17 protein-coding genes are annotated in these 21,777 nt (G+C 46.4%); 5 read left to right on the forward strand and 12 right to left on the reverse strand.

Annotation, left to right across the window (positions count from 1 at the left end; genetic code table 11):
• Positions 1-171 precede the first annotated feature (171 nt).
• The 3 genes from ACIFQM_RS00600 to ACIFQM_RS00610 all read right to left on the reverse strand — a co-directional run bounded on the left by ACIFQM_RS00600 (position 172) and on the right by ACIFQM_RS00610 (position 4,848).
• Positions 172-1,983 carry a cache domain-containing sensor histidine kinase gene (locus ACIFQM_RS00600; RefSeq protein WP_430064773.1) on the reverse strand — a complete coding sequence of 604 codons (1,812 nt, stop codon included), beginning with the start codon at positions 1,981-1,983 and terminating at the stop codon, positions 172-174.
• 39 nt (positions 1,984-2,022) lie between these two features.
• Complete coding sequence (locus tag ACIFQM_RS00605; protein WP_430064775.1) at positions 2,023-3,582, reverse strand: response regulator transcription factor; 1,560 nt, start codon at positions 3,580-3,582, stop codon at positions 2,023-2,025.
• 291 nt (positions 3,583-3,873) lie between these two features.
• Positions 3,874-4,848 carry an NAD(P)H-dependent flavin oxidoreductase gene (locus ACIFQM_RS00610; protein WP_430043517.1) on the reverse strand — a complete coding sequence of 325 codons (975 nt, stop codon included), beginning with the start codon at positions 4,846-4,848 and terminating at the stop codon, positions 3,874-3,876.
• A gap of 281 nt (positions 4,849-5,129) precedes the next feature.
• On the opposite strand from ACIFQM_RS00610, the gene ACIFQM_RS00615 reads away from it, so the two are divergent.
• A complete protein-coding gene (locus tag ACIFQM_RS00615; RefSeq protein WP_430043519.1) occupies positions 5,130-5,747 on the forward strand; it encodes a TetR/AcrR family transcriptional regulator in 618 nt (205 codons plus the stop codon).
• Positions 5,748-5,963: 216 nt separating this feature from the next.
• On the opposite strand, the gene udk is transcribed toward ACIFQM_RS00615, so the two are convergent.
• The gene (udk, locus tag ACIFQM_RS00620; protein ID WP_430043521.1) at positions 5,964-6,599 is read right to left on the reverse strand and encodes a uridine kinase; all 636 of its coding nucleotides are present in this window, start codon (positions 6,597-6,599) and stop codon (positions 5,964-5,966) included.
• Positions 6,600-6,671: 72 nt separating this feature from the next.
• Positions 6,672-7,196, reverse strand: a complete 525-nt coding sequence (locus ACIFQM_RS00625) for a ClbS/DfsB family four-helix bundle protein (RefSeq protein WP_430043522.1) — start codon at positions 7,194-7,196, stop codon at positions 6,672-6,674.
• 335 nt (positions 7,197-7,531) lie between these two features.
• On the opposite strand from ACIFQM_RS00625, the gene ACIFQM_RS00630 reads away from it, so the two are divergent.
• Positions 7,532-9,625, forward strand: coding sequence for a family 16 glycoside hydrolase (locus ACIFQM_RS00630; RefSeq protein WP_430043524.1), 2,094 nt, complete (start codon positions 7,532-7,534; stop codon positions 9,623-9,625).
• A 105-nt stretch (positions 9,626-9,730) separates the two neighbouring features.
• Here ACIFQM_RS00630 and ACIFQM_RS00635 read toward each other — a convergent pair whose 3' ends face one another.
• The 3 genes from ACIFQM_RS00635 to ACIFQM_RS00645 all read right to left on the reverse strand — a co-directional run bounded on the left by ACIFQM_RS00635 (position 9,731) and on the right by ACIFQM_RS00645 (position 14,858).
• Positions 9,731-10,075: a hypothetical protein gene (locus ACIFQM_RS00635; protein ID WP_430043527.1), complete on the reverse strand. Its 345-nt coding sequence runs from the start codon at positions 10,073-10,075 to the stop codon at positions 9,731-9,733.
• A 101-nt stretch (positions 10,076-10,176) separates the two neighbouring features.
• A complete protein-coding gene (locus ACIFQM_RS00640) occupies positions 10,177-13,185 on the reverse strand; it encodes a DEAD/DEAH box helicase (RefSeq protein ID WP_430043528.1) in 3,009 nt (1,002 codons plus the stop codon).
• Complete coding sequence (locus tag ACIFQM_RS00645) at positions 13,182-14,858, reverse strand: SWIM zinc finger family protein (RefSeq protein WP_430043530.1); 1,677 nt, start codon at positions 14,856-14,858, stop codon at positions 13,182-13,184. Before ACIFQM_RS00645 ends, ACIFQM_RS00640 begins: the two co-directional genes overlap by 4 nt.
• A 178-nt stretch (positions 14,859-15,036) precedes the next feature.
• Here ACIFQM_RS00645 and ACIFQM_RS00650 point away from each other — a divergent pair, with 178 nt between their 5' ends.
• On the forward strand, positions 15,037-15,162 hold the full coding sequence (locus ACIFQM_RS00650; RefSeq protein WP_430043533.1) for a hypothetical protein: 126 nt from the start codon (positions 15,037-15,039) through the stop codon (positions 15,160-15,162).
• Positions 15,163-15,292: 130 nt separating this feature from the next.
• Positions 15,293-16,114 carry an endonuclease/exonuclease/phosphatase family protein gene (locus tag ACIFQM_RS00655; RefSeq protein ID WP_430043534.1) on the forward strand — a complete coding sequence of 274 codons (822 nt, stop codon included), beginning with the start codon at positions 15,293-15,295 and terminating at the stop codon, positions 16,112-16,114.
• 27 nt (positions 16,115-16,141) lie between these two features.
• Here the strand turns inward: ACIFQM_RS00655 and ACIFQM_RS00660 are convergent, their stop codons facing one another.
• The 4 genes from ACIFQM_RS00660 to ACIFQM_RS00675 form a co-directional block, all read right to left on the reverse strand.
• Positions 16,142-17,341, reverse strand: a complete 1,200-nt coding sequence (locus ACIFQM_RS00660) for an MFS transporter (RefSeq protein ID WP_430043536.1) — start codon at positions 17,339-17,341, stop codon at positions 16,142-16,144.
• A gap of 135 nt (positions 17,342-17,476) precedes the next feature.
• The gene (locus tag ACIFQM_RS00665) at positions 17,477-17,974 is read right to left on the reverse strand and encodes a DinB family protein (protein ID WP_430043538.1); all 498 of its coding nucleotides are present in this window, start codon (positions 17,972-17,974) and stop codon (positions 17,477-17,479) included.
• Positions 17,975-17,994: 20 nt separating this feature from the next.
• Entirely contained in the window at positions 17,995-18,924 is a 930-nt protein-coding gene (locus ACIFQM_RS00670) for a response regulator (protein WP_430043539.1), read from the reverse strand.
• A 5-nt stretch (positions 18,925-18,929) separates the two neighbouring features.
• On the reverse strand, positions 18,930-20,231 hold the full coding sequence (locus tag ACIFQM_RS00675) for a sensor histidine kinase (RefSeq protein WP_430043541.1): 1,302 nt from the start codon (positions 20,229-20,231) through the stop codon (positions 18,930-18,932).
• Between the two features lie 209 nt (positions 20,232-20,440).
• Here ACIFQM_RS00675 and ACIFQM_RS00680 point away from each other — a divergent pair, with 209 nt between their 5' ends.
• Positions 20,441-21,694 (forward strand): cation:dicarboxylate symporter family transporter, encoded by a 1,254-nt coding sequence (locus tag ACIFQM_RS00680; RefSeq protein ID WP_430043542.1) that lies wholly within the window; start codon positions 20,441-20,443, stop codon positions 21,692-21,694.
• The last annotated feature ends 83 nt before the right edge of the window (positions 21,695-21,777 follow it).

A 21,777-nucleotide genomic window follows, 5' to 3' on the forward strand; every position in this document is an offset into this window, starting at 1 on the left:
CCAGATTTCTTTATTCAAATTATATAAGGTTGAAATCCGGATACAGCTTATGCTTCCGATGCGAGCTTTCCTATGGAAAGCTTTTAGGCGACCGCTACGCTTGTACAGCACCATTCCGCCCACTCCGTTCTTGTTCCACCTTCTTTGTCTTTAGTTCAGCCTATATTTTTATTAGATAGGAGAGGCGGGTTTTACGATCAATGGCAGTGTCATTTTCACTTTGGTACCCTCGCCTTTTTTGCTGGAGATGGTCACGCCATACTCTTCTCCATAAAGAAGGGTAATGCGGTTGTGTACATTCTGGATGCCGATACCCGTGAACAGTTGGCGCTTGCTTTTAGGATTAGGCAATCCGTCCTTTGCCGTATGCCCGTCCAAATCCATACCGTCTCCGTCATCAGCCACCTCGCAGATTAATGTATCATCCGTTTTGGACACCAGTATATAGATGTGCCCCGCGGTTTTCTCATTAAATGCATGGAAAAACGAGTTTTCGATAAAAGGCTGAATAATCAGCTTGGGCACATGGTACTCCAGACAATCCGGCGATACAAAATAATTCACCTGTACCCGCTGTCCGTAGCGAACATGATTAATGAACACATAATTTTGCATGTTGGCCATTTCCTGCTCGATGGTGATCGTTTCGCTCACATTGCTGATTGTATTTTGTAGTAGGGAAATGAGCGCATTGATCGTCTCAGCGGCGGTTTCCTTGTTTCCTTTGAGCACCAGCATTTTGATCGAAGCCAGTGTATTGTACAGAAAATGCGGGTTGATCTGTCGTTGCAGTGCAGCCAGCTCTGCATTCCGTTGTCCTTTTTGCGTCTCCAGCAGCTTGCGAATATAGTCATTCAGTTCATCCAGCATGTAATTGTAGGCATGACTCAACTGCCTGACCTCATAGCTGCCCGTTACCGGGAGATAGTTATCAAAATTTTTCTCGCGGACAGTCGACATTTGCTTGACCAGCCGAGTCAAAGAACGAATTAAACGCCGGGAAATCAGAAAAACGATCAACAAAGCAATCAGCACGATGCCAATGCAGATCAATACAACCGATTTAACGTCAATAATTTGTCCGATTGCGGTTTGCCTGTCAATCATGTTAACCAGGTAAAAATCATACGAAGGAATATAGTTGGAAAGGAGGATACTTTCCTTGTTCATCACGTTCGCATTAATGTAATTTAGCCCTTGCTCATTGATTTTTGTGGCATAGCCTAGCAGCTCATTGGAACGTTGTCCGATCAGATCCTGACGGTTGCTCGATACAATCAGTCCTGACTTGTCCAAAATGAGTACATCATTGCCGTTGCTTGTGAAGTTATTATAGAAGCGGCGGAATTCCGGCTCGCGAATGGCAATGTAGATCATGCCATACAACGTACCACTAGTTCGCTCCATAAAAGCCTTGGAGGCGATAATATAGGGTGTCGGTTTCTGCCCGGTATTATTTATTTGCTGACGAAGTAAATCCGTATCCAACTGATACATAAGCCGTGTCGGCTGTGCGGAGCTTCGGGCTGTAATCAAATTGTTCCTGAGCTCCTCCGCAGTTACCGGCCAGTAGGACGAGTCGGAATAGAAGCTTCGGCCGTTCATGCCCGTTATGGCGACACTGACATCATAGGCGTCGACATTTGATTTAATCTGCTTCATCTGCTGTGCCATACCGAAGTAGATGCGTGCCGAGTTAATGGAATCGGATTGACCGCCTGTCAGGTAGTTTTTGACCGTCCCGTTTTCCGAGGCATGGGTTACGGCATTCACAATCGAGTCATTGAAGGACTCAAAGCTGGACTGAATCTGGCTGAGTACCTTGGCATTCGTAATACTGAATGTCTCGGCAAAGAGTCGTTCAGACATTCGAATCGTCACCAAAGAGGTCAGCAAGGACACCGCAGTGATGCTGACCACCATAACGACAAATATTTTAAAGAACAGACCTTGATATTTGATTTTATGCATATACCTTTTCATATTCAATCTCTTTTCTGTTGGCAAATATGCGTTTGCTCTCTAATGGAGATGCTCTCGGCGGTATTGACTGGGGGAGTAACCCGTCACCTTTTTGAACACCTTGGTAAAATAGCTGGGGTCCGAATAGCCGACAGTGCTGCTAATATCCGAAATGGACATCGTACCCGACCGCAGCAGCTCCGCAGCCTTTTCAACCCGAATTTTATTTAAATACTCGCTGAAGCCCTCTGTATGATGCGCTGTAAAATAGCTCGACAAATAGGAGGGATTAAAATGAAAATATTGACCGAGTGTCGTCAAATTGAGCGTCTCGGCGTGATGCTCCTCAATATATTCCAGCAGCTTCTTCATGCTCGCACTGCTTCCTTGCTGCGTTTTAGCCAAAATCTGCATATTCGCTTCCTCTAAAAAGGTCTCCAGCAATCGCACAGCTTCATGTACATGAGGTGTATCATTTATGGCTTTGAAATAGGAGTATTTTTCCGCATCCAGCTCTTTCATATCATACCCCTGATTCCCGAGCAAGGTCGTAATGTTAAACACGATGTTTCCGAGAAGAGATTTGAATTCAAAAGCGGTGGAGGTATAGTTGCGGGACATGGCAGCTACATAAGATCTTAAGTCCTGAAAGGCCGTATCAAAATGCTCGCGTTTCATCTCTTCCGTGAACTGCTTTAAGTTAAACGAGCTGTTTACCTGAACAGGCTTGGGAAGCTCGTCTTCCATCAGGAGTGCAGTTCCCGGGAAGTAAAAGCGATAGCTCAGCAGCTTGGGCAGTTCATCCTGATAGACCTCGCTAATCTGATTAAAATCATCAAATAGACGGCTGACCGCCCAGCCCGTCTGTGGTTCGACTTGCTTCGTCTCCTGAGCTACTTCCCTGACTGCAGCCATCCAGGAGTGTAATTCACGTGGATCAAGATTGGCTAAAAAAACAGCCGCATTTGCATCAGACGGCAGTCGCCGCAACACGATTTGTTCACAGGCAGATGTCACTCGATCAGTGAGCCTGGAAAATAGGTCCGAGGCAGGGTGGGACTGGCCTTTCCCCTGTGGTTCCGCCTGTTCCACGCCTATGAGTGCAAAACGGGCATACGGAAATTCCTGTTTCAGCAGCTCCATATCGTATTCAATGCTATAGCCGGAAATGAGCTTTTCTATCACATGATCCATCGTAATTCGATTATCCCCGGCATCTGCTTGATAATGAAAAGACGGTATTTTGCGGGCCGTTCTCTGGAGCACTTGCAGCAGCTCATCCGTATCCAGCTTGGGCTTCAAAATATAGTCAGCAACACCTTGCTGGAAGGTGGATCGCACGTAATTAAACTCACCGTAGCTACTGAGCACAATGACCTCAATATCAGGATAGTTCTGTCTGACAATGCGCGTCAGCTCCTCGCCATCCATGATAGGCATCACGATATCCGTAATGACAATATGCGGGCGCAAAGTTTCAATCAGCCCTAACGCTTCTTTTCCATTAGAAGCCTCGCCTACAATACGAAATCCATACTTCTCCCACGATAAATGATGCTTGATCCCTTGCCGTACCAATATCTCATCATCTACAATCAAAATATTGCATAGCTCTTTCATGGCAGCACTCTCCGTAATTATACCTATTCAAAAAAAGACCTCCATTAAAGCGGACGTCACATCATTTGAGGCACATAATTGATAACGCTTCCAAGTCGACTCGAATATAAAGTATCTAATCTTTACATGCTAACATAAACGACAGGTGTACTCCAAAGATATCTCAAATTAAGCCTTTCTTTTCATATCGGTTGCTGGGCCATTGAATGTTATATGGAGAATAAGCTGTATATATGAAAAAAAGAAACGGAAAAGCAGGTCTGCTTTTCCGTTTCCTTCTATATTTTTAAATCAAACTTCAAACTTAACGATCTTCGATATGGTTTCATGATACCCTTCTAATACATCATGTATGATATCCTTTACACTCTTAATCTCAGTTATTAGTGGCACTATTTGTCCCACCATCACAGCGCCCAACTCATCAACGTCGCCTTCTAGCATTGCTTTTTTTAAAGAGCTTTCAGCAACTTCTTTTAGCTTTACTGCTGCCTCTTTTTTACTGTAATTGTTCTCAATTTCAATTATTTCATCTGAAAGCTTGTTCTTCAATTGTCTACATGGCTCATCTGTAGAATATCCTGTTACCACAGTTTCCATATCACCAGCTTTTAACATGATGTCTTTTACATTTGGATGTACTACCGTTTCTTCTGCACACATAAAAATGGTTCCCATTTCAATACCGTCAGCACCGAGAGCAATAGCTGCTGCCATTCCTCTGCCATCAGCAATACCACCAGAGGCTACTAGAGGTATGGATAAGCAGTCCGCTGCTTGCGGAACAAGAACCGTTGTTGCTTCATAAGTAGTATGTCCGCCACCTTCCCAGCCTTTTACAATAACTGCATCTGCACCAGCTTTCTCCGCAGTAATTGCATCTTGAATGGTGCTGGCTTTTACAATGACTTTTATTCCTAATTCATGCCATATAGAAAAGTATTTTTTGGATAGCTCTAAATCAAGCCCTATTAGCGTATCAGCATAAATAACGGGTGGTTTTTCCTCTGAAGCCACTTTTGTTACATGATCTAATAATTCAGGAGCCATAATTACATTAATTGCAAATGGTTTACTCGTCATATTTCTTGTAGCAATAATCTGGTCTCTTATAAAATCTAAAGGAGCAAAGCCCACTCCTAATACACCAAGACCTCCACTTTCAGAAACGGCTGCAACTAATGGTGCTGTTGAAACCCAAGCCATGGGTCCTTGAATAATTGGTTTTTCAATTCCTAAAGCTTTACATAAAGAATGGTTAGACATAAAATATTCTCCTTTTCATCATTATCATTTTTGGAGTCAGAGTAATCAACGTGCAGACCCACCGAGAAACCTGTTTCCTATAATATTCACAAAATCATCATGAAATTTGACACGCTGATTGTTTTTGATACAAACAGATAGCGTTTTATAATAATATTATAGAAAAGAAAAAGAATAAAAAATATCATCAAGGTTTATATAGAATGTTGTTTAAACAACATTTACGGTGGATTTTGTTGTTTTAATCAGAGCAAAATGGATGAATTGAGGTGTAGCGAATATTGAACAACATAAAAATAAATGACTTGCGTGTTATAAAAACACTTGAAAATATAAAATATGGCTTCTCTTTATGTGTAAGTCAAAAACCCTTTTCATCTGTTTCTGTAAAAGATATCATTACTGCAGCAAGGATTAATCGCTCTACATTCTACAAGTATTATGAGGATAAATACCGATTAAGAGAATCGTTGGTAAAATCGACATTGGAGGAACTTTCGAGCAATGTTGACTTAGCATCTTTTAATCTGGAAAATAATAAAATCAATGAAGCCTTGAATGCTTTAAAAAAACAACTTCAATTTATGTATGATCATAAAGACTGGTATCTTTTATTATGGAATGAGAACCTTGAGTTATATGTCTATGAAGATATGGAACGATTATTTGAAAAAAGAGCCAGGGAATGTTTTCACATAAATAGCATTGAAAAAGAATCTACGAACAAGGAACTTGTAGAAAAGCAAGAATTATTAACTCGTTTGTTTGCATCGTCTGCAATGACAACGGTCAAATGGTGGTATGAACATTCACCAAACATGGCCCCAAAGGAAGTGGCAGATATTATCTTGAATTATATTAAATATGGATCGCAGCGCACCTTTCTGACAGCCCCTTGAACTGTGCGTAGAAAGAGACACAGTTTTGTCAGGGCAATAAAAAATACCATGCATAATGCTGAACGTAGGAGCTGCTTTTAATCTACGGGTTTAAAATAAAACAGCACGTTCACCGTATCTAGGCGGCAAGACGTGCTGGTAAGTCGTTTGTATTAAAGATCCCATTCATCGTTTGGAAGTGATAGTAAACTTCCTCCAAAGAGCGCTTTCTCCCTTTTATACAGTTCCCCACGTCCGATCTCCTGCTAAATATTTTTCAGTCAAAACAGACAGCAGCTGAATGCCAACCTCATTGTGGCCTCCCTCAGGAAGGATCAGGTCCGCGTATTTCTTGGAGGGCTCAATAAATGCTTCATGCATAGGCTTGACCGTGCTCAAATAGTGATCGTGGATCGACTGAATGGTGCGGCCGCGCTCCTCAATATCCCGAAGTACCCGGCGAAGTATACGAACATCCGGGTCGGTGTCGACAAATACCTTGATGTCGAGCAGTTGACGAAGCTTTTCGTCAGATAGTACGTGCAGTCCTTCCAGCATGACAATATGATTCGGCAGAAGCTCTACCGTCTCGTCTGTAGAACGCGCATGGACCGTGAAGTCATACACTGGCGCGTGGGTCGCTTGTCCTTCCTTCAGACAATGAAGATGCTCAATAAGCAATTCGTTGTCAAAGGCAAACGGATGATCATAATTGACCAAAGCACGTTCATCATAACTCAGATGTGAATGGTCTTTATAGTAGTTATCCTGAGATATGAAAGTCACTTTGTTTGATCCCAGACGTTCAACGACAGCGCGTGCTACCGTTGATTTACCGGAACCCGTACCGCCGGCAATACCAATAATAAGCATGGCGTTTCACTTACCCTTCCCTGAATATATCCCGATACAACTCAAGTATTGTAGCACAACATGCACTTTTTTTCATCCATGCAGAGCATTGTATTTCTCCCATTTTCGTATCTTGGCTCTGAATGTTTTAAACGGTGCCACTGAGTTGATGTGAATCCATCTAGCCATGGGCCAGTTCGGATTACTGCCTGTCCACTTGTGAACGCCCTGCGTAAAGAGTTCTTCATGACTTAGCGTGTCAATCCAATCCAGCCACTCTTGCTCTGTCAGCTTGAATAGTTGGCGTAATTCAAGTAAAGAGTGGTGGGTGTAGGTTTTGTAAAAGGATTGGTAAAGCTCGCCTAGCCTATTCCATTTATAATTTGGTGCAGGCATGATGACGGGTTTTCCTTCCTTTTCGCCCTTGTCCCATGACATGACAAGATGAAGCCATCCAAGCTGGTAGGCAATGATTTCTGCGGGGGTTTTGTCTACTTCGGAGATACGGATATCCTTTTGCTTCTCGTCAACCTCCTTGTATTCACTATCTAACAGTAAGTAGGAGGCATGAATCGCCTCTTTTAACTCGGTTTTGGAAGCGTAGTGGTAGCTGGGCATCTAATCACTCCTATAGATTCTATTCTTTCTATTCATTATATCCGTCTCTTTATATGTACCACATTAAACATGACAACCTTATGTCTTATTCAAAAAAATACTTTTTGTGGTTTTATGAAAGGCTATTTGGTATATTCGCGAAAAGGGATGCAAAATTAATAGAGAATTTAAACCAAAAGATAAGTAATTCGACATATTTTAATGTTATTTTATAAGTCTATAATTATTAGTGTATTGCGCTAATGTATATGGTTTGGAAAGGCCTTGTAGCACAAACAGCTGTACAGTTATGTCGGTGGGTTTTTATCAATTTATCTAAAAAAGGAGACTGTTACATGAAGTCGAGTTTGTTGAAAAAATGTGCAAGTGTAATGTTGAGCAGCACGATGGTTCTGTCTTTATCGTTACCGTTACTAGGTCATGCGTATGCGGATGGGAATTTACAGGTAAGTGATGATTTTGAACAAGGGGAAGCTCAAGGCTGGACAGCAGGTTCAGGGAACTGGTCTGTTGTCGCGGACGGGAATGGCTCTACATACCAGCAATCTAGTCGAAGCGAAAGCCATTCTGTTAAAGGTAATGCATCATGGACGAACTATAGCGTACAAGCAGATGTATATGTAGATGATTTTAATGGCTCCAATCGGGTATATGTTGCAGGCAGATACACAGATTCCAACAACTTTTATGCTGCATCTTTGTACAACAAGAAGGGTGGAGCACTTGAAATTCGCAAAAAGGTAAACGGTTCTATGAAGACACTGGCTACCAATAACAAATACAAACTGGATACCAATACCTGGTACAAAGTGAAGCTGGAGCTGTCCGGTTCGGACATTAAGATGTATGTCAATGATCAGCTGGAGCTGACCGCAACAGATTCCAGCCTTGCTTCCGGAGCCATTGGTTTGGTAACCTCCAAGGCGGTTGCCCAGTTCGATAATGTTATCGTATCCGGCGCTTCAACTGAAGCAGATCCAGGTACAACACCTGGGAATCCAACACCAGGTACAGATAAACCAACTCCTGGGGTAGATAAAAACGCAACCTCAAATATTAACTATAATCTGGCCGGTTTCTCCTATGGTAATACAGGTGGCGGGGAAATTAAGGAAACCGATGCCAACTACAAAAAGGTTTACAACGCTGTAGATCTCAACGAGGCACTTAAAAAAGGTACTAAAGTCAAAGTTATTGAGATCATGAATGATCTTGATTTGGGATGGAACGAAATGCCTAATGCTGCCAAGGTCATGCCTTTTAGTGCCAACAACCCTGTGCTGACAAATCCTGTTCTGAAGAAAACAGGTGTGAGCAAAATCTATATAGAAAACTTGAATGGAATCACGATTTTCTCGGCAAATGGCGCTAAAATTAAACATGCTGGCATTGTTATCAAAAGAAGCTCTAATTTGATTTTCCGTAACCTCGAATTTGACGAGCTTTGGGAGTGGGACGAAGCAACCAAAGGGAATTATGACAAGAATGACTGGGATTATATCACGGTTGAAGGCCAAAGCTCCAAAGTATGGATTGACCATTGTACATTCAACAAAGCATATGATGGCTTGGTAGATGTGAAAAAAGGCAGTAACGGAGTTACCATTTCCTGGTCCTTGTTCAAAGGAGATGACCGCAGCTCCAACAGCTGGGTGACCCAACAGGTTAACGCTATGGAAGCAGACAAAGCTTCCTACCCGATGTACGCTTACTTGAGAAGCAGTGCAGTTGGCATGAGTAAAGAAGATATCATTGATATCGCAGCAGGACAAAAGAAAGCGCATCTGGTCGGTGCTACTGAGATGGCCGCTGATAATGCAGATTTGGCAGTAACATTGCACCATAACTACTACAAGGATATTCAAGACCGTATGCCTCGTTTGCGTGCTGGTAATGCCCATGCCTATAACATTGTTATGGACGATGCCGGATTGGTTGGAGCCAAGAAGAGAATTACTTCTGACATGGCTAAAGCAATCGCTGCTAAAGGATACCATTTTGACGTCGTGGGTAATGGCGCGATTTCAACTGAAAATGGCGCGGTATTGCTTGAAAAATCATATTTAATTGATGTATTTTCTCCAGTTCGTAATAATCAAAAGGACCCTAAAAAAGATAACTACACAGGTAAAATCAAAGCAGAAGACGTTATCTTCTCTGACAACGGTAAAGTATTCAGAGGGGGCAGCGAAGATGCGAATAGTCCGTTAGCTCCTTATCCTGTAAAAGGCAAGAGCTTCTCATGGAATGGATTCACAACGTTGCCATACAGCTACACAGCCCAAGATCCTGCAAACCTGGTTGCACAATTGACAGCCAAGGACGGGGCAGGTGCAGGCAAGCTGAACTGGTCGAGTGAAAACTGGCTTAAAACAGCATACAAGGCAGTCGCTTCGAAGGCTACACAAACGGTGGAAGATTCCGAATAAGCATATTGGAAAAATAGCATTGGAATAAGAAGCAGCCAGGACAGAAATACTCTGTTCCTGGCTGCTTCTTTTCGTATACATTTTCACGATGCGTTCGGCAAATACTTAACCAATAACGACATACGAGGACACACCAGCAGGTACCGATCTGACCCGGAACAGCGTTCCGTCGTCTCTAAAGGTACGCAGAATATAAGGATGGTTCGTAGGTGTACGCACTTTGTCGAATCGGACTGTGCCGAAACTGTCGAAATTGGCAGCTTGCACAAAGCTTTCATCTGTACGGCGGAGGACTGCAAAAAATCCCGTTGTAATAAAAGGTACTCCATCATTACGAGCCCAGATGACCGTAAACCGGCTAAAGGTTTGCGTAGGACTCACATTACGATATCTCGTAGCAGGAACTTTTCTGCCCGTAGACTTCAAGGTTTGAGGAGGACGAATGGCCACTACCTATCAACTCCTTTGTTGTGATGTGATAGTAGATGCACACAAAGGAGTTTCGGACCGTGCTATAATCTACTTCTCCAAAAATAGGTTTATAGACCTCATCACGCCCAGTCGCGACGTAGTGTAAAGAGTTCTTTTAACGCATCTGTCGACAGCTCGGTGATCCAGCCCTCGGTGCTGGAAATGATTTGATCACTAAGCTGCTGCTTGCTCTCCAGCATTTCATCAATGCGTTCCTCCAGAGTTCCAAGGGAGATGAACTTGTGCACCTGTACGTCCTTCGTTTGTCCCATCCGGTAGGCGCGGTCTGTGGCCTGATTTTCAACAGCCGGATTCCACCAGCGGTCAAAGTGAAAGACGTGGTTGGCAGCTGTCAGATTTAGGCCCACGCCCCCGGCCTTGAGCGACAAAATAAATACGGACGGCTGCTCGTCTGGTGGTAGTGTGTGAGACTGGAACTGATCAATCATCCGGTCACGGGCGGTTTTGGACGTGCTACCGTTGAGGTAGAGCACCGGCTCTTGCAGCTCTTGAGCGAGCACCTGCTGGAGCATACGTCCCATGCCAATATACTGCGTAAAAATAAGGCAGCGCTCGCCTTCCTCCCGCAGCTCCTTGACCATGGCCAAAATACGCTCCAGCTTGGATGAACGGCTGATCACTGCTTCGAAATCGGGCTGACTATAGCCGGAAGCCGTGGCATCCGGGGCCGCCACCTTGGTTAAGAGCGCAGGATGGTCACAAAGCTGCTTCAACTGGGTAAGGGTAGATAATATAGCACCTTTTCGCTCAATCCCCTCCAGCTTCTGCATCCGTTCCATCAGTTCTTTAACAATTTGGTCATAGAGCGCTCCCTGCTCGGAGGTGAGGTGAATATACGTTTTCATCTCATTTTTCTCGGGCAAATCAAGCTGTATGGCCGGGTCTTTCTTCTTGCGTCGCAGCATGAAGGGCTGAACCAGCTTTTGCAGGTCTATCGTTCGTTGTTCGTTATGTTCCTTCTCGATAGCATTGATGAACCGATTGCTGAAGGAGCGTGCGCTGCCCAGATAACCGGGATTGATAAAATCATAAATCGACCATAGCTCGGATAGCCGATTTTCAATAGGCGTCCCGGTCAGTGCTATTCGATGCCGGGCAGGGAAGCTGCGAACGGCAGTAGATTGCTTGGTTTGCGCATTTTTAATGTTTTGCGCTTCATCCAGGCAAACCGAGTCCCAGGTTATGCTTTGCAGCAGCTCTTGATCCAGAGTTGCTGTTGCAAAGGAGGTCAGGATGACATCGGCATGCTCGACTTCTTCGCGGAACAAGTCTCCCTGATCCCGCTTGCTTCCATAGTGGAGCATGACCTTCAATGAAGGGGCGAATCGGCTAAGTTCCTTCTGCCAGTTGCCCAGTACCGAAGTCGGACAGATCAGCAGCGAGCTGGAGCGGACGCTCGTCTCTGCGGCGATATCCTGTAGATGCAGCAGATAGGCAATAAACTGCACCGTTTTGCCAAGCCCCATATCGTCGGCAAGGCAGGCGCCCAGTCCAAAGCGCCGTAAAAAGGCAAGCCACGCGTATCCGTCCTGCTGATACGTCCGCAGCTCGGCTTGAAGTCTGTCCGACACCTCCAGTGCGGGCCATTCCGACTGCCGCCCAAGCTGACTGATCAGCTTCAGCAGGTGCCCGTTCAGCTCGACCTCCAGCCGGAAGCGTGCCGCATCCTCCGGCTGTTCTCCCGTAGCGTCGCTTTCAGTCTCATCAGCGTTGCCGAGCAGGTGTAGCTGTAGGATGTCCTGAAAGGACAATCCCTGAGTGCTGTCGATCCCGGCCATGGCCCGGCGGATTTGCGCCAGCAGCGCGGGATCGAGCGCGATCCATTGCCCGCGGAAGCGCACCAGCCGCTCGTTGCGGGCCACCAACTCGGCGAACTCGGACTCGCTCAGATCGGCATCGCCAATGGCAACACGCCAGTCGAACTGGACAATCGAGTCCAGTCCGAACAGCGAGCTGCCCTTCGTGCGCTCGCCCCCGCCTTCGCCGGGGCGAACCTTGGCCCGCAGCTTCGGCTTCTTGCGGGTGGCTGCTTCCCACCAAGCGGGCAGCAGCACCTGCCAACCGCCTTCCAGCAAGCGATGGCTGTCGGTCGTCAGGAATTGCCACGCCGCCTCGTCGGAGAGCGGGCGATCCAGCACGTCATCGCGGCTGCCTGTGCGCTGCCCGGCGGGCAAAATCGCGGTCAAGCGCTCCAGCCACCCGGCTGAGCGCTCACGCACATGGGCCGTCCACGCATCAGGCCACGGGCCGGACGCATGCCCATCATCGGCGAGCTGTGCAGGCACCAGCAGCGCCGGGTCCTGCTTGTCCTGCAACACAAGCTTGAGCCGCCACGACGACTCGTCGTTCTCTGGCTCTGGCTCCAGCAGTTGCAGGAGCGGGCGGAAGGGCGCGGTATCGGCCTTCCAGCCGATAGCGATAAGCCATGCCCGCGCATCCAGACCTGCCGCGGCCGGGCGGTTGTGTGCGAAGAGAATTGGATATTCTCTTCGCACATCGGCGGCTTCCGCCTCGGTGCCGTACCAGCGTTGAAACACGGCGGCCGAGAACGCCGCTTCCAGCCCTTCGCGCTCGTTCTTTTCCAGGCTGTCAAGGAGAGCAAGCTCTGCCAGCTTGGTGCTTTCCAGCGTTTCCCCCGATTCTAACGCCTCGCGCGCCTCCGCCGCCTCCAGTACTTCCGCATCCCAAATCCATTGCAGCTTCCCTGTCTGAAATGCTGTGAGGCTGGGCGCGTAGGCTTTCGCTTCAATGCAATGGGCAAGTAGAGGGATCAGCCGAAGCCACGGGGCATTGTCCTCGTCCCAGATCCATTCGATATGCTCCAGCAATTTGCGCTCCGTCAGAAAGGGAATCACCTGCTCCGAGGGGAGGAGGATAATATCCGTGCCCTGAATGTGTTGAATCTCCAGATCGGTGCCATAAAAAGAAGCCTCATGCCAAGCAAATAAACGCTGCTTCAGGATTTGGCCGGAAATGCTGTAGTTCATAGACGAATCGCCATAAATAAGCGCGTCTCCATAGGTGGTTAACTGGATGTGTATCGTAATCGTCTCTGTATATTGGCTCATGATAACAATTTCCCTTTCCGCAATTCCTCCTGTAGCGCCCTCAGGCGGCTATGGCGGCTGGTGAAGGTCGTGAAGAACAGCTCCCAGCGCGGCTCTTGCTTCATTTTTTTGTATAGCTTGAACAGCCGCTTCAACAGCTTGACCGCTGCTTTATAGCTGGATCTGTTTTTTTCCAGCACATATCGTTCCACCGCCTGATGGTAGAAGGGCAGCAGCAGCTCCGGTGCGTTCTTTTCAATGGGCTGCAATACACTCACCCGAAAACTCAAAGGCTCGCTGCGTATACTTAACTGGTAGTCGATCCATTGCCGCCATTTGTCGTGGGCAAGCAGTGCTTCTTCATACATTCCCCCGGCAAAAGGAAGCATTCCGACCAGTGTATCCCACATTTCCTGCTCTGCTTCTGGAAGATGCTGCAAAACCGTATCCCAATCGTTCATATAATCGTGCAAATGATCGTCCCGATGGCTGTGGAGTAAGGGGCCGATATGCTGTAGTCCGTCCTTGAGGCGCGACCATTCCTCGGCTTCACGTAAGGCATGTAAGAACAAAAGCAGTTGGCTGGAAGAGATTTTTAGCGGAAAAGCCTTTTCGGCCTCCTCAAGCAGTGACCAGGCTTGATCATCCTGCGACTGGTAAAAATACATCCAGCTTTGGGCCAGCATCCAGGGAAGCCGGGCCAAAGCTGTGCCAAGCTCATCCTCAGCCGCCTGTAAATGCTGTAATTCCTCCGCATATATGCTGGAAGTGGAATCTTTCTGCTGGGGACGCATCCAATTTAGCCAAAATCGGTAGTACGCGTCTGAAAAATAAGTGCCGTTACGCGATTCTGTCAGCATTTTTCGGCGTAAATAGGCCAAGGTCTCTGCGATGCGTGCTTCTTGCATCGGTTCATTGGTTAGGACAGGTGTTAGGACAAGCTGGCTCTCAAAATCACGCTCGATCGCTTCTTTAAGCTCATCGGCGGCGATTTGCGTGTAATATCCCATATAGGAATGGGTGGGATAGCCTGACATAGGTGACTGAGGCACCAGCTTTTCCAGCACACGCAGATGAGCGTGCAATTCATACAACTGTTCCATGCCGGGTGAAAGCGGCGGCTTCAAGGCATATATTGAGGCCAGCGCGCTTTGGGCATATTGGGAGTTTTGCGTATTCATGTGGATAAGGGCGATGCACTGATCGAACAGGTCATGCCATTCCGAGATAGGCATATCCGCTATGCGGCTTGCTGTTTTACTGATCGTGTTCCTGGCAGCCTGCTTGCGATCCGGTGAAGGAGTGGACCGGGAAGCAGGCGCGGTGGTACGCACGTCAGATTTGGTAGCCAACCGGGTGAAGCTCGCTGAATGGGCGTTCACCAACGCATGTACGGAACGCTCCTGCACATTCGCATAATTCAGCAGTGTGGCGATCATGTGCTTGCAGTTCTTATGAACCGGACATGTACATCGGCTGGCAGCAAAAGCGCTCAAGTGCAGATCCACCTCGTAAAGATCGCTTCCATCTACGACAGCCGCGATATGGTCGGCGTCAGGGATTGTAAATTCTTTTACCTTTCCTTGCTTGAAATATTGAAAGCCGCGTTTAATCGTCACGTCATTAAAATGGTCAGCTACGTTTTGGATAAGCTGCTGCCACTGTATATCATCCATAAGATAGGTTGGTTTCATATGCATTAGTCTCCTAAGAGAGAATAGTCAATCTGATGACAGCTTAACTCTTCCATTATATCAGTTTAGGAACGAGTATTTGCATTAATCCAGAGGGCAGTTTTTATTCGGTAATATAATAGATCGGAATGATTCTGTCCGTATATATATTGTACCTGAGAGCGAATGGAAACGAATAATGCAAAATGCTGGGAGGGTAAACGACAACAAACGTGACGCGCTCCAGTGGCTGCGTGAGGAAGCGGGAATCTCGTATGGATGGCAGAAAAATAAATTCGAGATGGTGTATAATAATGTCGAGTAACATTATAAAATATCGAGTTATATATATGATGTTCTTCTCAAAATAGGGGAGGCGTAGATTATGTCTACACTAGATTTATGCTATTCTTGCTCAAATCAGATATACAAGACATACTCAACAGGTGATTACTTTGAAATTGTTAACCTTAAATGTACATGCTTGGATGGAAGAAAATCAGCTTGAAAAGCTAAAACAACTGGCTGCTTTTATTCATGAGCAGCAGTTCGACGTCATTGCTTTGCAGGAAGTGAATCAGTCCATGGACGAGGCTCCTTTATCGCCGGACGATTTGGATACTTATTATAGCGCTGATCCTGAGGTAATCATTAAGCGTGATCATTACGCTTATGTTCTGAACGGGTTATTATCCGATACCTATTATTGGACGTGGGCCCCCGCACATATTGGCTTTGCCAAATACGATGAGGGCTTGGCGATTTTGTCCAAAACACCGATTACAGACACGGTGAACGAATATGTTTCCTCGCTACGGGACTATGACAACTACCGATCCCGCAAAATTGTGGGCGTGCAAGCAGTGGTAGATGGAGTATCGGCATGGTTTGTGAGCGGGCACTACAACTGGTGGAACGATGAGGAATCCTTCCGTGGACTATGGGACCGTACAACAGAGGTATTGAACCCTTTTGCAGCGGCACCTGTTTTTATGATGGGTGATTTCAACAATGCGGCTGAAGTGCGCGGGGAAGGGTATGACTATGTGCTGCAATCCGGCTGGTCGGACACTTATTCAAATGCAGCGGTACGTGATGAAGGCCACACGGTCATCAAAGCCATCGCAGGCTGGGAAAGTAATGCCAAACCGCTGCGGATTGACTATGTTTTTTCCAACAAACTCGTACAGGTTCAGTCTTCAACCGTCGTGCTGAACGGAACAATGGGATCAGTCGTATCCGATCATTTCGGGGTTGCCGTTGAATTGGAGCTGTAATTATAGGTCAAGGAACAGGCTGCCTGCTTATGCAAGTGGCCTTTTTCTTGAGGATTTCGACTTTAACCGAATGAAGTATTGGATAACAATAGCCATAAGCACCAAAAGCATATTGTAATAAAAAGGGGCATTTATGTTAAAACGTTCAATGAGTACGCCTGCGATGATTGGAGATACAATGGCCCCTAATTCCGAAAATGATACGACGTTGCCGATAAATGAACTTCTATTTTCCTCAGGAATGACATCCCCCAGTTGGGAGTAAAAAGAATCCAGATAGCTGGCTCCGCCAATGCCTCCGATGAACATCCCCAAGTATACAATCCATGGTTCCTTGAACCACAGAAACAAGGCTATTTCCACCATGATCAGCAACAGGCCGATAATACTGAGGATTAAGCGATCTTTGAGCAGATCGGAAACTTTGCCAATAAAGGGTGCTGATACAAACGTCGATACCCCGATGATGGTAAAAGCCAGGCTGATTTCTACAGGGCTCCAATGGAGCTTGTAGGTTGCATACACAGAGAAGTACGTTAAAAATATGGCGAATGCACTCATTTCAAGGAAGTGAACGGTGGAATAGAGCAGTAGCTGTTTCGTTAGCGTGGTTTTTCTTTTCGAATCATGAAGGGGTTCTTGCTGCTGCTGAGGCAGAGAAGAGAGATGGGGGAATGTCATTCTGGAGACGGCGACGAAGGATATACAGGAAAAAATAGCGACGAAATAGAACGGGACAGCTAAAGTAAAATAGGAAACAATGATTCCACTCATGATAGGTCCCAAAATCGTACCTGCACCTTCGCTGCTACTGATATATCCATTGAGGATGCCTCTATTCTCCGTGGTACTGATCTGGTTGATGGTGACTCTTACAAAGACGGTTAATCCTATCGCCACCAAGCCTTGAAGGAGTCTAAGGATGGATAGAATGATGAAGCTTTCTGCAATCGGGAACAAGAGCATACAAATAATCTCAGCGAAGAGTAAGCTCAGCCCCAAGCGCTTTGCGCCAACCTTTTCATAAATTCGCCCTGCCAAGCCTCCACCCAGAAATCTTCCCACATAAAATAGAGAAAATAAAATACTCATGCTGAGTGCGGATATGCCGAACTGTTCTACATAAATAGCAAAGAGCGGGAGGATCATACTCCCGCTCATGTTAGCAATAAGACTAATGATAAGCATATAGACGATATTACGGTTTAAATATAGACGCCTCTTCATATCCTCGAAACCTCTCTTTGCTTATACATAATGGGGAACATTTGTTCTGATTGCTCCTGATTATGCATAGAGGGCTTCAACAAGGGGAGCGATTCTCCCTAGGATACGCAGGTGTACTCCTCGTTGTGCCTACATTTAAGCGGGAAAGCCCCCTCCAGGCGGCGGCCAAGCTCCATAAATACGGCGCAGCAGCACGATTTCGCCCAAATGATATGAGTTGTGGGAAGCGATATTCCGCAGCAATCCCGCTTTCGTTTCATCTGGGAAATGGGCCAGCGAATCATCCAGCTGCGCGGTTTCGGCAATCTTTACAGCCTGATCTAAGCCCTGCAAAAATTTCTTAATAACTGCCTGCCATGCTTCTTCACTTTGTGGTCCGTTTTCTTCGGGCCAGCTGTCCATCACATTGCCCGGAAGTTGGGGCTTCCGGCCCTCCAAATGCTCCAGCATAAATTGCTGCCAGTAGCTCATATGCTTCAACAGTTGATAAATGCTATAGGGCATTTCTGCATTTTTTTTACCTGCCAGTTCAGCGCCGATATCCGGCAAAGCCCGAGCCACTCGAATATGTCCACGTTCACCGACCAGCGATTTAACCAGTGCTTGACCGAATAATTGGTTTGCATCCGACATGTAAGATCATCCCTTCTTTTTTAATGTAGCAGCCTTTTGGCCTCCATATAGAACACCTGTACAAATTTTTTTGTATTGATCCGGGCTTGAGACAGCGAGGGCTCCACATTGTTTTGCAGCTCCAGCATTTTCTTGCGGATTTCTGTAAAATCAAAAAATTTAGACGCATAATTTTCAAATTTAGGGTGGGTATAATCCGTCAATCCGAGCGACACGATATGGCTCAGTGTCTGGAAAATAGCGCGACGGACGCGCTGCTCAGAGGCCTTGATTTCCTTGCTCAGCTCTGCCGCAGAAGCTGAGCTTCCCAGCCGTTTCAAGGCTACATTCGCGAAGATATCCTTCAGCGGCGGGAACAGATAGGGGGACAGGTTACCCGTTTCTTCCTCATACTGGTCCAGATATTCCAGCATGTCCAGCAAATCCATACTGCCCGCTTCGCCGATCATTCCCATTTCGGAGAGCAGAAACTGCCCGGAAGTTGTGATGCTTTTGGTCGGTTCTACTGTTGTCGATGGTCCTCTCGATGTGAACATCGATAGCCCCTGTAGCGTGCGCTGGATATCCGTGATCGATTGCTGCATACGCAAACGTTCGGACACCTTATGAATCACCGCAATAATCTCCAGCCGATTCAAGGGCTTGGCAATGTAGTATTCAATACCGAGAGAGTATGCCTCGCCGATCATGTTTTTGGATTCAATACGGGAAATCATAATGATTTTGCCGCTGAATTGATCACTGAGAGCACGCACCGTCTGAATGCCATCACGAATCGGCATCAGCAGATCAATGAGCAATACATCAATCCGGTTAAGCTCCAATAGATCGCTGTTCACATAGGAACCGTCCTCCGCTTCCCCGATAACCTCACCGAGACCTTCATCTTCAATAATGTCTGCCAGCATAGAGCGAATTCCCTGATCGTCATCTACAATATAAAAACGCATCCGGGCTATCTTCCTTTCTCCGTCAGTTTCCGTAAAGGCAATGTGACTGTAAAAGTGGTCCGTACCCTGTCAGTGTGTTCTTCTTCCTGTTGCAGCACAATCGTTCCTTCGAGGCTCTCCGCGACCTCGCGCACATAAAACAATCCCATGCCAGTCGAAGGCTGTCCTTCATCATCATACTTGGTTGTATACCCCGGTGTGAAGACCATTTCCCGTTTACGCGGAGGAATCCCCGGGCCGTTGTCCGTGACACTAAAGGTCACCGTGTCCATTTTTCCCGGTAGAAACCGAATGGAAACGTCAATTCTTCCGCTGTCCTTCATCGCTTCAACCGCATTAGCTGTGAGGTTATTAATGAGTGTCAAAACCGTATAAACATGCAATTTGGGCAGCAAAGGGTCAACATTCAAGGTGAAATGAATAGACTTGTCCAGCGCTTGTGCATATTTGTGGTTCGTTCGGACGATCAGCTCCCCAAGCTCCCGAGAAGGCATGTAATGCACTCCGCTTTCCGCATCAATCAGCTTGGACAACCCGGCATAAATCCGCTGACTGTCTTTTTTGATCTCATGAACCTGTCCGGAAATACGAAGCGCCTGTCTGGCGTAGCGGTCCCTGTCTTCCAAGGATTCAGCCTGCTGCAACTCCCGATACAGCTCGTAGCTTTCACGGGTGATTTGCTCTGTGTGCGACAGGGTTTTGCCAAGCTGCACAGACTCCTCATACAGATCCGATACCAGGAGTAGAATCCGCTCAGTCTGCTGTCTTTGGGCCTCTTCATGCTGAACGGACTGCTTCAGGCGAATGATATTATAGAACCCGAGCACGAAGAAGCTGCGGATCATGGCGATGAGCACCACCTTGCTCATCGCCATGATGTCCCAGAATTCCCCATCAATGCTCCGCCGGACGCTAAGTTCCGCCACGCTTGCCGCAACCTCTATACCCACGGAGAGGATGCCTACCCGGAGAGCGCGGTAAGGCTCGGCATTAATGTTAAGGACCTGAAAGAGCAGGCCGTAGACCATGTAATAGAAAAAGGTAGGCCCATGCAGGGTTACCAGCTCTTCGAAGGAAGGACCGAGAAGTGCGAAATAACTGAGTGATATGCGAAAGGCCACCACAGCTAAGCCAGTAAGCAGTCCCGATACAGCGGGCGGAATATGACGAATAGATAGCAGAAAGAAAAAAAATACGGGTGTGCCGAAGCTGAGACGAAATGTATTAGAGAACGGGTGAATATTTAGCTCGCCCGCCAACGGTACGAACACAAGCATAAGCAGGAAAAGGAGGATATTCAGCTTCATAATTATTCGCCTCCTGTGTATTCGATCAAAAAGGAAATGTGAGATAAATTCACAATCCAACAATAAAGTGGTGAATTTATTAAAAAAAACAAATGAAGGTGTAGATAATTGTCGGTTTTTATAGATCAGATTGTAGTATAAATAACACCATTTGAATATTAAGAACAGCATACTGAAAAAATATACAAATCGGCCAGGGGGGACACGAAGTGAAAAAGATTAATTTGACGATGCAAATCTTTATCGGACTGGCTTTAGGTATTATGATTGGTGCCTTATTTTACGGCAATTCAGGGGTGGAAGTCTACTTAAAGCCGATCGGCGATATTTTTATCCGGTTGATTAAGATGATTGTCGTGCCTATTGTGATCTCAACTCTCATTATCGGCGTAGCCGGCGTCGGAGATATGAAAAAATTGGGTAAACTCGGTGGAAAGTCTATTCTTTACTTTGAAATCGTAACCACGATTGCCATCCTTTTCGGGCTGCTCGTTGCCAATCTGGTTCGGCCCGGAGACGGCGTGGATATGTCTCATCTGACCAAGAGCGATATTCATAGCTATGTGGAGACAGCAGAAAAGACTGGTCACAGCTTTATGGATACGATTGTGCATATTGTGCCTACTAATATTATTCAATCGTTGGGCGAAGGGGATATGCTGGCCATTATCTTCTTCTCCGTATTGTTCGGACTAGGGGTGGCAGCGATTGGTGACAAGGGCAAGCCTGTATTGGGTTTCTTCGAAGGTGTAGCCGACGCCATGTTCTGGGTAACCAATCAGGTGATGCGCCTGGCTCCTTTTGGTGTATTCGCACTGATCGGAACAACAGTGGCCAAGTTTGGCCTGGCTTCATTGTGGCCGTTATTGAAACTTGTTTTGTCTATATACGGCTCCATGTTCCTATTCATTGTGATTGTTTTTGGAATTATCGCCAAGCTTTGCGGTACCCGTCTTTGGACCATGGTTAAAATTTTGAAAAGCGAGCTGCTGCTGTCGTACTCGACTGCCAGTTCGGAAAGTGTCCTCCCCAAGATCATGGAGAAGATGGAGAAGTTCGGTTGTCCTAAAGGGATTACTTCCTTCGTCATTCCGATTGGATATTCCTTTAATCTGGACGGTTCTACCTTGTATCAGGCACTGGCTGCGATTTTCATCGCCCAAATGTACGGCATTGACCTGCCAATCACTACACAAATCACGTTGGTACTGGTTCTGATTATTTCTTCCAAGGGCATTGCAGGCGTGCCGGGCGCTTCCTTTGTGGTTTTGCTCGCTACGCTGGGAGCAGTTAACCTTCCACTGGAAGGCTTGGCCTTTATCGCTGGTATTGACCGTATTCTGGATATGGCCCGTACAGTAGTAAATGTATTGGGCAACTCGCTTGCCGCCGTGGTCATGTCCAAATGGGAAGGCGAATACGATAAGGAAAAAGGCGAGGAATACGCAGCTTCTTTGAAATAAAATCGAATAAACCGAATATTTGCCGGAAAGAACACTTTTGCAGAGTAAGTGCGAGGGTGTTCTTTTCATGTGCGCCCGGCATG

The sequence above is a fragment of the Paenibacillus sp. NRS-1782 genome, from assembly GCF_050467685.1.
Taxonomy (GTDB): domain Bacteria; phylum Bacillota; class Bacilli; order Paenibacillales; family Paenibacillaceae; genus Paenibacillus; species Paenibacillus terrae_A.